General features: G+C 29.9%; 15 protein-coding genes. All 15 read left to right on the plus strand.

Features of this window, described 5'->3' with window-relative positions; translation table 11 throughout:
- A partial coding sequence (locus B5E58_RS12435; RefSeq protein ID WP_143597271.1) for a helix-turn-helix domain-containing protein occupies window positions 1-361 on the plus strand: 361 nt, incomplete at its 5' end.
- Window positions 362-549: 188 nt separating this feature from the next.
- On the plus strand, window positions 550-1812 hold the full coding sequence (gene urtA / locus B5E58_RS12440) for an urea ABC transporter substrate-binding protein (RefSeq protein WP_088109977.1): 1263 nt from the start codon (window positions 550-552) through the stop codon (window positions 1810-1812).
- Window positions 1813-1904: 92 nt separating this feature from the next.
- Complete coding sequence (gene urtB / locus B5E58_RS12445) at window positions 1905-2813, plus strand: urea ABC transporter permease subunit UrtB (protein ID WP_088109978.1); 909 nt, start codon at window positions 1905-1907, stop codon at window positions 2811-2813.
- Window positions 2814-2833: 20 nt separating this feature from the next.
- On the plus strand, window positions 2834-3943 hold the full coding sequence (urtC, locus tag B5E58_RS12450; RefSeq protein ID WP_088109979.1) for an urea ABC transporter permease subunit UrtC: 1110 nt from the start codon (window positions 2834-2836) through the stop codon (window positions 3941-3943).
- Between the two features lie 13 nt (window positions 3944-3956).
- Window positions 3957-4742 (plus strand): urea ABC transporter ATP-binding protein UrtD, encoded by a 786-nt coding sequence (gene urtD, locus B5E58_RS12455; protein WP_206608586.1) that lies wholly within the window; start codon window positions 3957-3959, stop codon window positions 4740-4742.
- On the plus strand, window positions 4729-5415 hold the full coding sequence (urtE, locus tag B5E58_RS12460; protein WP_088109980.1) for an urea ABC transporter ATP-binding subunit UrtE: 687 nt from the start codon (window positions 4729-4731) through the stop codon (window positions 5413-5415). Before urtD ends, urtE begins: the two co-directional genes overlap by 14 nt.
- 12 nt (window positions 5416-5427) lie before the next feature.
- On the plus strand, window positions 5428-5754 hold the full coding sequence (locus B5E58_RS12465) for a P-II family nitrogen regulator (RefSeq protein ID WP_088109981.1): 327 nt from the start codon (window positions 5428-5430) through the stop codon (window positions 5752-5754).
- A 14-nt stretch (window positions 5755-5768) separates the two neighbouring features.
- Window positions 5769-6098 carry a P-II family nitrogen regulator gene (locus B5E58_RS12470; protein WP_088109982.1) on the plus strand — a complete coding sequence of 110 codons (330 nt, stop codon included), beginning with the start codon at window positions 5769-5771 and terminating at the stop codon, window positions 6096-6098.
- Window positions 6099-6293: 195 nt separating this feature from the next.
- The gene (gene ureA / locus B5E58_RS12475) at window positions 6294-6596 is read left to right on the plus strand and encodes an urease subunit gamma (protein ID WP_088109983.1); all 303 of its coding nucleotides are present in this window, start codon (window positions 6294-6296) and stop codon (window positions 6594-6596) included.
- A gap of 11 nt (window positions 6597-6607) precedes the next feature.
- Window positions 6608-6973, plus strand: a complete 366-nt coding sequence (locus tag B5E58_RS12480) for an urease subunit beta (protein WP_088109984.1) — start codon at window positions 6608-6610, stop codon at window positions 6971-6973.
- 7 nt (window positions 6974-6980) lie between these two features.
- Window positions 6981-8699, plus strand: coding sequence for an urease subunit beta (gene ureB / locus B5E58_RS12485; RefSeq protein WP_088109985.1), 1719 nt, complete (start codon window positions 6981-6983; stop codon window positions 8697-8699).
- 17 nt (window positions 8700-8716) lie between these two features.
- The gene (locus B5E58_RS12490; RefSeq protein ID WP_088109986.1) at window positions 8717-9196 is read left to right on the plus strand and encodes an urease accessory protein UreE; all 480 of its coding nucleotides are present in this window, start codon (window positions 8717-8719) and stop codon (window positions 9194-9196) included.
- A gap of 17 nt (window positions 9197-9213) precedes the next feature.
- The gene (locus B5E58_RS12495; protein WP_088109987.1) at window positions 9214-9885 is read left to right on the plus strand and encodes an urease accessory protein UreF; all 672 of its coding nucleotides are present in this window, start codon (window positions 9214-9216) and stop codon (window positions 9883-9885) included.
- 12 nt (window positions 9886-9897) lie between these two features.
- Window positions 9898-10506 carry an urease accessory protein UreG gene (ureG, locus tag B5E58_RS12500; RefSeq protein WP_088109988.1) on the plus strand — a complete coding sequence of 203 codons (609 nt, stop codon included), beginning with the start codon at window positions 9898-9900 and terminating at the stop codon, window positions 10504-10506.
- Between the two features lies 1 nt (window position 10507).
- Window positions 10508-11275 (plus strand): urease accessory protein UreD, encoded by a 768-nt coding sequence (locus tag B5E58_RS12505; protein WP_088109989.1) that lies wholly within the window; start codon window positions 10508-10510, stop codon window positions 11273-11275.
- Window positions 11276-11430 lie beyond the last annotated feature (155 nt).

Consider the following 11430-nt stretch of genomic DNA (forward strand, 5'->3'; position numbering starts at 1 on the left):
TCATAATATATCATTGAAATTTAATTTACATAATAAAGATAATATTCTAAATAAAATATGTAATTGTGTTTTTGATAATATAGAAAGTAATAAAATATTTGATAAAATTTCTGAAAATTTGGAGTTAACCAAAGACTATATAGGAAAGATATTCAAATCTCAAACAAAAATTACAGTAAATGAATATATACAACATATGAAAATAGGATATTCTAAAAAAATTATTAAAGAAGAAAGACTAAAAATATATGAAATATGTGAAAAAATAGGATATTCATCAACAGATTATTTTACAAAAATATTTAGAAAATATACAGGAGAAACACCTACTGAGTATAGGAAACGTATTTTAAATATGTAAAAAAAACTGTTTTGTATAGTGAAAAATCGGATTAGTAAGGTTTATTTTTTAGGTTTTGTGAGGTAATATAAATATGTGCTTTATAAAAATTACATATAAGCGACAAAGACGTCTTAAGTTCATTAAAATGAAATTAAGACGTTTTTTTATTTTACAAAAGATAAAACATAATTAAAGGAGAGGTTAACATGAAAAGTTTTATGAGAAAAGCATTCAGTATTTTTACTGCTGCGGCGATAACATTATCTCTTGCTGCCTGTGGTGGAAATAGCAATGAAACAGAAGGAAATTCATCATCAACAAATTCTGATACTGTAAAGGTAGGTATATTACATTCTATGACAGGAACAATGGCAATGTCAGAAATGCCTTTAGTAGATGCTGTTGAAATGGCTATTGATGAAATAAATGAAAATGGTGGAGTACTTGGAAAACAGATAGAATATGTCCTTGAAGATGGTGCATCAGACTCAGCAATTTTTGCTGAAAAGGCTACAAAATTACTTACAAGTGATAATGTTGCAACTGTTTTTGGTTGTTGGACATCAGCCAGCAGAAAAGCTGTATTACCAGTGTTTGAAGGCAACAATGGACTTTTATGGTATCCGGTACAGTATGAGGGACTTGAATCATCACATAATATAATGTATACTTCTTGTCCTCCTAATCAGCAGGCTATACCAGCAGTAGATTATCTTTATGAAAATAATAAAGGAGACGATGGAAAACTCCAGTTATTCCTTTTAGGTTCTGATTATGTATATCCAAGAACAACAAATACAATTATTAAAGCTATTGCAGAGGAAAAAGTCATAGAGATAGTTGGAGAGGAATATTTACCACTTGGTCATACAGACATGAGTACAGTATTAACAAAAATACAGCAGACAAAACCAGATGCTATTATAAATACAATTAATGGTGACTCAAATGTAGCTTTCTTTAAACAGTTTAAAGATGCAGGACTTACAGCCAATGATATACCAATTATGTCATTTAGTTGTTATGAAGAAGATATAAAAGGTATGGGTGCAGAATATGCAGAAGGTCATCTTTTTGCTTGGAACTATTTCCAGACAGTAGACACACCAGAAAGTACTACATTTACAGAAAAATATAAAGCATTATATGGAGAAGACAGAGTTACAGGTGACCCAATACAGGATGCATATATAGGAGTATATCTTTGGGCAGCAGCTTGTGAAAAAGCAGGTTCATTTGATGTTGATAAAGTTATAGAGGCTTGTGAGTCAGGTGAAATAGAATATATGGCTCCAGAAGGTTTAGTAACAATAGACCCTGAAACACATCATCTTTACAAAGTTGCAAGAATTGGTAAAGCAAATGCAGAAGGTCAGATAGAGGAGCTTTGGAGTACAGATGAAAGAATAAAACCAGACCCATGGCTTACAGGATATTCTTGGGCAGCAGAGGCTGGTTTAGGACAATAATTATATAAATATTTAAAATGTATATGCGTATATCTGATTATTGATATACGCATATGTATTTAATATGAAATATAAAAGGTAGGTGGAATAATATGGAATTATTTATATCTCAAATTTTCAATGGATTGAGTGTAAGTTCTATACTTCTTCTTGCAGCATTGGGACTTGCTATAACATTTGGTCTTATGGGAGTTATAAATATGGCTCATGGTGAATTTATAATGATAGGAGCCTATACAACATATGTTATACAAAATATATTTAAGTCTAATGTTCCAGAAAAGTTTTTTGATACATATTTTATTGTTTCAATAATTATGTCATTTGTTATTGCTGGAATTTTTGGACTTATATTAGAAAGACTTATAATACGTCATCTTTATGGAAGAGTTCTTGACAGTTTACTTGTCACTTGGGGTGTAAGCCTTGTTTTACAACAGCTTGCAAGAACAATTTTTGGTTCTTCAAATGTTAGTGTTATACCACCATCATTTGTAGATAATAATTTAAAAGTAACACAATTACTTTCTTTTTCATACAAGAGAATATTTATATTAATTATGGCATTTATTTGTGTAGCATTAGTAGCATTTATTATGTATAAAACAAGAGCAGGAAGAAATGTTCGTGCAACAATGCAAAATAGAGCCATGGCAGCTAGTCTTGGAGTAAATACAAATATTATAGATGCAGGAACATTTGCAATAGGTTCAGGATTTGCCGGCATAGCAGGTTGTGCATTAACATTTTTAGGTCCTATTGGTCCAACTATTGGAACATCATATATTGTTGATACTTTTATGACAGTTGTTGTAGGTGGAGTAGGTAGAATAGTAGGTGCTATAACAGGCTCATTTATAATAGGTATGGGAACATCTTCCTTTGAATTTTTCACATCAGCTTCACTTGGAAAGGTTATAACTTTTATTGTGGTTATTATATTATTACAGATAAAACCAAAGGGAATTTTTACAATAAGTACTCGTTCCCTTGATGATTAAAATGGAGGTGTATAATAATTATGGAAAGTTTAAGAAATAAAATATCAGGTAGAAATATTGTTGCCATTTTAATATTTCTATTTCTTTTAACAGCTCCCTTTTATATGTCATCATTTAGAACAAATATGATTAGTAAATATATGTGTTACGCTTTGGTGGCAATAGGTATAGACATGATATGGGGATATACAGGAATATTAAGCCTTGGTCATGGAGTATATTTTGGTCTTGGTGCATACTGTATGGCGATGTATTTAAAATTAGAGTCATCAGGAACAGGTCTTCCGGATTTTATGACATGGAGTGGATTAACTGAACTTCCATTGTTTTGGGAACCATTTAAAAGTCCTGTAATTAGTATGATTTTAGTAATTGCAGTTCCTACAATACTTGCATTAGTAATAGGATATCTTACTTTTCTTAATAGAATTAAAGGAGTGTATTTTTCAATACTTTCACAGGCTCTTGCAGCAGCAATGGCAACACTTCTTATAGGTATGCAAAAATATTTAGGTGGTTCTAATGGTCTTACTAACTTTTCAACAATATTTGGAAAATCAGTATATCTTCCAGCGGTAAAAAGTGCAATGTATTATATAACATTAGCATTTCTTATAGGTGCTTTTGTAATATGTAGTATTCTTGTTAAAAAACGTGTTGGTAAAGTTCTTGTTGCAATAAGAGATGGAGAAAATAGAACTCGTTTTATGGGATATAATCCGGCAGTATATAAAGTTTTTGTATATTGTCTTTCAGCAGTATTAGCAGGAATTGCAGGAGCATTATATGTTCCACAGGTTGGAATTATCTCTCCTAATGATGTAAATATATCACCATCAATAGAAATGGTTATATGGGTTGCTATTGGTGGTAAAGGAACACTTATAGGACCTATAATAGGTGCTTTAGTAACTAATTTTGGAAAAAGTATAATAAGTGAGAATTTTCCAGAATTATGGTCATATTTTATAGGTTTTATGTTTATATTCGTAATATTACTTCTTCCAGGAGGTATTGTATCTCTTAAAGATGTTCCAAGAAGAATAATAAACAAAATAAATTTATATAAAGAAAAGAAAATGGATAATGAGAAAAATAAGAAAGTATTAGCAAAAAGACAACATAATTGAAAGGGGTGGGAATATGAATATTTCTGTAAATACTCCGGTTATAGAAATAAAAAATGCAAGTATAACTTTTGGAAATTTTAAAGCTGTAAAGAATGTTACTACATCAATAGGAAAAAATGAAATACGATTTTTTATAGGGCCTAATGGTGCAGGAAAGACAACTTTACTAGATGCCATATGTGGTAAAAACAAATTATCAGAAGGTAATATATTATATAATGACGGAAATAGAGAGTATAGCTTACCAAAGATAAAAGAACATAAAATAGTTGAATTAGGCATAGGAAGAAAATTTCAAGCACCTAGTGTATTTAGTGGTATAACTATACAGGAAAATATGGAACTTGCTGTTGCAGGGAGCAAAGGTTTATTTTCTTCAATAAAGGGCAATATAACAAAAGATGAAAGAGAAAGAATAGATGATGCTTTAAATTTTGTTGGACTTTATGACATGAAAAATGAATATCCTACTAAATTATCTCACGGTCAAAAACAGTGGTTGGAAATAAGCATGATATGTGTTTTAAAACCAAAAGTTATGCTTCTTGATGAACCTGTTGCTGGAATGGGACGTCGTGAAACTGAAAAAACAGCAGAATTATTAAGAATAATTAAAAATGATTGTTCAATAATCGTTGTAGAACATGATATGAAATTTGTTAAAGATGTTTCTACATCTGTTACAGTTCTTCATGAGGGTTCTATATTATGTGAGGGAAGTATTGATGATATACAGAATAATCAACAGGTTATAGATGTATATCTCGGAAGAGGCGGTGATAAAAATGTTAAAAATTGATAATCTCACAGCTGCATATAATGGAAGTAAAGTTTTGTTTGGTGTATCTTTGGAGGCTGAAAAAGGTGAAGTTACCTGTCTTGTTGGTAGAAATGGAGTAGGCAAATCTACTACAATGAAAAGTATTATGGGACTTGTTGATACTCCTTCTGGAGAAATATATATTGATAAAAAGAAAATATCTGGATTACCTACATATTCAAGGGCTAAAGCGGGTATAGGCTATGTTCCTCAAGGCAGAGAAATATTCCCACAGCTAACAGTAAGAGAAAATATATTACTTGGAATGGAAGCTAATAGAAAATCTGATACAATTCCAGAATTTATATTTGAAATATTTCCTATATTAAAAGAATTTTTAGATAGAAAAGGTGGAGACCTTTCAGGAGGACAGCAACAGCAGTTAGCTATTGCAAGGGCTGTTGTATCTGAGCCGAAAGTTCTTATATTAGATGAACCAACAGAGGGAATACAGCCTTCTGTAATACAAGATATAGGAAGAATAATAACAAAATTAAAAGAAAAAATGGCTGTTTTCATAGTTGAACAGTATTTAGAATTTGTTATGGAAATATCTGATAAATGTTATGTAATGGAAAAGGGAAAAATTGTTATGGAAGGCGAAACTAAAAGTTTAGATAAAAAAGCTCTTCAGGGACTATTATCACTTTAGGAGGTTGTATATATGTTAATGATTAGAGCAATAATAAGACCGGAAAAAGCACCTATTGTTTTAGATGAGCTTATGAATAAGGGGTATTCAGCAGCAACTGAAATGGATGTATATGGTAGAGGAAAACAGAAGGGTATAAAAATAGGTTCTGTTGTATATGATGAGCTTCCTAAAATGATGATACTTATTGTTATTAATGATGAAGATGAAAAAGAAGTTGTAGATATAATAATGGAAAATGCACGAACAGGTGAATATGGAAATATTGGAGACGGTAGAATATTTGTTATGCCTGTGTGTGATGCGTATACTATAAGTTCAGGTAAAAAAGGACTTTAAAGGAGGTATATATTATGAAAGAAGTAACAGCCATAATAAGACCTTCTAAAGTAGAACAGACAAAAAAGGCTTTAGAAAAAATAGGATTTCCTTTTTACACTGGAAGAAGTGTAAATGGACGAGGAAAAATGCCTGCTGAAATTAAACTTCCTAATAACGGAATTATGAAAACATCTTTTATGTCATATAGAAAATTTATAATTGTTATTGATGATGAGAATTTAGATATTGTTGTAAAAACAATAATAGATGTTAATTCGACTAATAATATTGGAGATGGTAAAATATTTGTTAGTGATGTACTTCGTTCTTATGTTATAAGTAGTGGTGATATAATGGATTAAAAATAAATATATTGACAAAGTTTTTTTTAATGTTAAAATATAGAAAAATACATTAGTTCAGTATCAAAGATGATATGTACATATATAATGATATTTTTTAATTTAATATTTTTTGATTTTAAACTTAGTTAATGGGGACAGGTATTATATACCTGTCCTTTTTTGTTTTTAAAACAAAAAGAGGAGGTAATATAAATGCATATAACACCAAAAGAACAAGAAAAACTTATGCTACATTTGGCAGGTAATCTTGCTAAAGAGAGAAAAGATAGAGGGCTTAAATTAAATTATCCTGAAGCAGTTGCATATATAAGTTCAGAGCTTATGGAGCGTGCTCGTGATGGATATAGTGTTGTAGAACTTATGCAATATGGATGTACACTTCTTACATCTGAAGATGTCATGGATGGAGTTTGTGAAATGATACATCAAGTTCAAGTTGAAGCTACATTTCCAGATGGAACAAAACTTGTAACTGTACATAATCCTATAAAATAAGGAGGAATTTTATGATACCAGGAGAAATAATTACAGAAGATAAAAATATTGTATTAAATGAAAACAAAAATACAATAAAACTTATTGTAGATAATAAGGGAGACAGACCTATTCAGGTAGGTTCTCATTTTCATTTTTTTGAGGTAAACAAATTTCTTGTTTTTGATAGAGAAAAGGCTTTTGGTTATAGATTAGATATACCTTCAGGAACATCAATACGTTTTGAACCTGGAGAAAGTAAACCAGTACAGCTTGTAGAGTTTGGCGGAAATAAAGTTGTATATGGTTTTAATGATATTACTTGTTGTGAAATTTCGGATATTTCAAAAGAAAAAGCATTAAAAAAGGCAGAAGAAAAAGGTTTTATTGAGAGGTGATATATTTATGAGTATAGAAATAGATAGAAAAAAATATTCAATGATGTATGGACCAACAACAGGAGACAGAGTTAGACTTGGAGATACAAATATAATTATAGAAGTAGAAAAAGATTACACTACATACGGCGAAGAAATAAAATTTGGTGGTGGAAAAACTATACGTGATGGTATGGGTCAATGTGTAAAAACATCTAGCGAAGAAGGTGCACTTGATTTAGTAATAACAAATGCACTCATTCTTGATTATACAGGTATATATAAAGCTGATATAGGAATTAAAGATGGATTTATAAAAGGAATTGGTAAAGCTGGAAATCCTGATGTAATGGATAATATTAATCCTAATATGATTGTAGGTGCGTCAACAGAAGCCATAGCAGGAGAAGGACTTATTGTAACAGCCGGTGGTATTGACACTCACATACATTTTATATGTCCACAACAAATAGAGTGTGCTTTATATTCTGGAGTTACAACAATGATAGGTGGAGGAACAGGGCCAGCTGATGGAACAAATGCAACAACTTGTACACCAGGACCTTGGAATATTGAGATGATGCTTAGAGCTGCCGAAGAATACCCTATTAATATAGGATTTCTTGGAAAAGGAAATTGTTCTGATGAGAAATCACTTATTGAACAAGTTGAAGCAGGTGCAATGGGATTAAAAATACATGAGGACTGGGGGTCTACACCAGCAGTAATTGACCATTGTCTTAATGTTTCTGACATGTATGATGTACAGACTGCAATACATACAGACACATTAAATGAAGGTGGATTTGTTGAAGATACAATAGCTGCTTTAAAGGGTAGAGTTATTCATACATATCATACTGAAGGAGCAGGAGGCGGTCACGCACCTGATATAATAAAAGCTGCTTCATTTTTGAATGTTTTACCTTCTTCAACAAACCCAACTATGCCATATACAAAAAATACAATAGATGAACATTTAGATATGCTTATGGTATGTCATCATCTTGACAGTAAAATACCGGAAGATGTTGCTTTTGCAGACTCAAGAATAAGACCAGAAACTATTGCAGCGGAAGATGTTCTTCATGATATGGGAGTATTTAGCATGATGAGTTCTGATTCACAAGCTATGGGACGAGTTGGAGAGGTAATAACAAGAACTTGGCAGACAGCCCATAAAATGAAAGAAGAAAGAGGATATTTGGAAGAAGACAGCGAGAGAAACGACAATTTTAGAGCAAAAAGATATATTTCAAAATATACAATAAATCCAGCTATAACTCATGGTATATCTGAGTATGTAGGTTCTATTGAAGAAGGTAAATTTGCTGATATTGTACTTTGGGACCCAGCATTTTTTGGAGTGAAACCAGAAATTGTAATAAAAGGCGGAATCATAACAGCCTCAAAAATGGGAGATGCCAATGCTTCTATACCTACAACACAGCCTGTTATTTATAAAAATATGTTTGGTGCTGATGGAAGTGCAAAGTATAAATCAAGTATTACATTTGTTTCAAATGTAGCTTTTGAAAAGGGAATAAAAAATAAATATGGTTTAAACAAAATTGTTTTGCCTGTAAAAAATTGTAGAAATATTTCAAAAAAAGATATGAAATTCAATGATAGTACACCAGATATTACAGTTAATTCAGAAACATATGAAGTTTGTGTTGATGGTAAAAAAATAGAGTCAAAATATGCTGAAAAATTACCTCTTACACAGCTTTATAATCTTTTTTAATAATTGGAGGAATACAAATGGTTTGTGAAAATATAATTGGGAAATTATCCGATAAAAAATTTGAAGGTCTTAATGTTCAATATGTAGATATAGAATGGCATGAAACATTTAAGAAAATACATTTAAAAACATTAGAAAATGGTGAAGAAGTAGGCATAAAATTAGATAATGACATACTTAAAAAGGGTATCAAAAAAAATGATGTAATTTATGCAGATGAAAATAGAGTTATAGCAGTAAATATTCCTGATTTTGATGTTATATACATAAAGGTAGATGATAACCATAAACACATGATAGCAAAAGTATGTTATGAAATAGGAAATAGACATGCAAGTCTTTTTTATGGTGAAAACGAAAATGAATTTATAACACCATATACAGCACCACTGTTTGAAATGCTTGAAAAACTTCATGGTGTAAAATGTACAAAGAAACATATGTGTCCAGACTTTGAAAAAAGTATATCAGCTACAATAAATAATCATACTCATTAAATATGGAGTGTGATTTTATGAAAAAATTTATACTTTTACAAATAAATGATGCTTCTTTTCCTGTTGGAGCCTATGCCCATTCAAATGGTTTAGAGACTTATATACAAAAAGGCATTGTAAATGATAAGGACACAGCCTTTAAATATATAATTAATAAATTAAAATATGGAATTTTATATACTGATTTAATGGCTATAAAACTTGTATATAAATATAGAGATGATTTGTCAAAAATATTACATATTGAAGAACTTATGGAGGCTGGAAAAGTTCCCTATGAGGTGCGTGAAGGTAATAAAAAAATGGCATCACGATTTTTAAAAACATTAAAAAAACTTAATTATAAAAGTGAAAATAATCTTTTTTCTGAATATTCAAAAGTTGGAAGAATATCTTCATATTCTATTGTATATGGTATTTATTGTTGTTCTATGGAAATAGATTTTATGGAGGCTATTGAAAATTTTTTATATGCTCAAGTCTCTGGAATGGTTATAAATTGTGTAAAAACAATACCATTAAGCCAAACAGATGGACAAATAATGCTTTCAAATATAATTAAAAAATTTGAGGATATAAAAAATAACCTTATAAATGTAGAAGAAGAATTATTTATGCTTTCAACAGTTGGATTTGATATTAGATGTATGGAACATGAATGTCTATATTCAAGACTTTATATGTCGTAGGAGGAATTTTATATGAATTATGTAAAAATAGGAGTTGCAGGACCTGTTGGTTCTGGAAAAACTGCACTTATAGAAGCACTTACAAGAATACTTTCAAAGAAATATAGTATAGGTGTTGTTACAAACGATATTTATACAAAGGAAGATGCAGAATTTTTGAGTAAAAACAGTGTTTTACCTGTTGAAAGAATAGTTGGAGTTGAGACAGGAGGTTGTCCTCATACTGCTATAAGAGAAGATGCCTCAATGAATTTAGAGGCTATTGATAATTTGGTCGAGAAATTTCCAGATATAGAAATAGTTTTTATAGAAAGTGGTGGAGATAATCTTTCAGCTACATTTAGTCCAGAGTTGGCAGACGCAACTATATTTGTAATAGACGTTTCTGAAGGTGACAAAATACCAAGAAAAGGTGGTCCGGGAATTACAAGGTCTGACCTTCTTGTAATAAACAAAATTGACCTTGCTCCATATGTAGGGGCAAGTCTTGAAGTTATGGAACGAGATTCATTAAAAATGAGAGGAAATCGTCCTTTTGTATTTACAAATATAAGAGATTTAGACGGAATTGACAGTGTTGTTTCTTGGATAGAAAAAAACGTTATGTTTGAGGGCATGTAATATGGATAATAAATTCGGTAAAATATCTGAATTGAATATTATTTGTGGTGAAAAGAATGGTAATACATACATTAAAGATAGCTTTTTTACAGCTCCTTTCAAAATCATGAAACCATTTTTATATGGGACAAAAGGTATAAAAATTATGATTTTAAGTGCTTCCGCAGGAATTATGGAAGGTGATAGTCAGAATATAAACATTGAAACAGAGGAAAATACTGTTGTTGAAATATGTTCTCAGTCTTATGAAAAAATACATAGAATGAATGAAGGATATGCAAAAAGACACACAAAAATAAATATTGGAAAAAATTCAATATTACATTATAATCCTATGGCAACAATACCTTTTGAAGACTCAAATTTTAAAAGTGAAACAGAAATATTTCTTTCAGATAATACATCAAAATTTATAATGAATGAAATACTTTCTTGTGGTAGAAAAGCAAGAGGTGAAAAATTTATGTATAAATTATATCATAATAAAGTTATTGTATATCAAAATAATAATATTATTTATTATGATAACAGTTATTTTTCACCTTCCAATATAAATATGGAAGATATAGGTTTGTTTGAAGGCTTTTCTCATTTAGGTAATATGATTATATTTAACTATAATGATATTTTTTATAATAAAATTAAAGAATATTTTACAGATAATAATATTGTTGGTGGGGGAAATGGTCACATTGATTATTATTTCTATTTAGATACAGAAATATCAAATCTAGATGAAATACAATCAATTAGAATAGAATGTAAATAATAGTAATAAATTTTACTCTCAAAAAAGAACCTTTAAATATATTAAAGGTTCTTTTTAAAGTTTAAATATTAAAATTATTACTCAATATATAAATTATTTATATTCAAATTTTTCATAAAATTAAAAATAATATTAGCATCCTATTTCATAAAATC

It is taken from the genome of Tyzzerella sp. An114 (assembly GCF_002161055.1).
In the GTDB taxonomy this organism is placed as follows: domain Bacteria; phylum Bacillota; class Clostridia; order Lachnospirales; family Anaerotignaceae; genus Fimicola; species Fimicola cottocaccae.

Coding starts and splice junctions, on each gene's coding strand:
- urtA (WP_088109977.1), top strand. CDS start 550: ATGAAAAGTTTTATGAGAAAAGCATTCAGTATTTTTACTGCTGCGGCG.
- urtB (WP_088109978.1), top strand. CDS start 1,905: ATGGAATTATTTATATCTCAAATTTTCAATGGATTGAGTGTAAGTTCT.
- urtC (WP_088109979.1), top strand. CDS start 2,834: ATGGAAAGTTTAAGAAATAAAATATCAGGTAGAAATATTGTTGCCATT.
- urtD (WP_206608586.1), top strand. CDS start 3,957: ATGAATATTTCTGTAAATACTCCGGTTATAGAAATAAAAAATGCAAGT.
- urtE (WP_088109980.1), top strand. CDS start 4,729: ATGTTAAAAATTGATAATCTCACAGCTGCATATAATGGAAGTAAAGTT.
- B5E58_RS12465 (WP_088109981.1), top strand. CDS start 5,428: ATGTTAATGATTAGAGCAATAATAAGACCGGAAAAAGCACCTATTGTT.
- B5E58_RS12470 (WP_088109982.1), top strand. CDS start 5,769: ATGAAAGAAGTAACAGCCATAATAAGACCTTCTAAAGTAGAACAGACA.
- ureA (WP_088109983.1), top strand. CDS start 6,294: ATGCATATAACACCAAAAGAACAAGAAAAACTTATGCTACATTTGGCA.
- B5E58_RS12480 (WP_088109984.1), top strand. CDS start 6,608: ATGATACCAGGAGAAATAATTACAGAAGATAAAAATATTGTATTAAAT.
- ureB (WP_088109985.1), top strand. CDS start 6,981: ATGAGTATAGAAATAGATAGAAAAAAATATTCAATGATGTATGGACCA.
- B5E58_RS12490 (WP_088109986.1), top strand. CDS start 8,717: ATGGTTTGTGAAAATATAATTGGGAAATTATCCGATAAAAAATTTGAA.
- B5E58_RS12495 (WP_088109987.1), top strand. CDS start 9,214: ATGAAAAAATTTATACTTTTACAAATAAATGATGCTTCTTTTCCTGTT.
- ureG (WP_088109988.1), top strand. CDS start 9,898: ATGAATTATGTAAAAATAGGAGTTGCAGGACCTGTTGGTTCTGGAAAA.
- B5E58_RS12505 (WP_088109989.1), top strand. CDS start 10,508: ATGGATAATAAATTCGGTAAAATATCTGAATTGAATATTATTTGTGGT.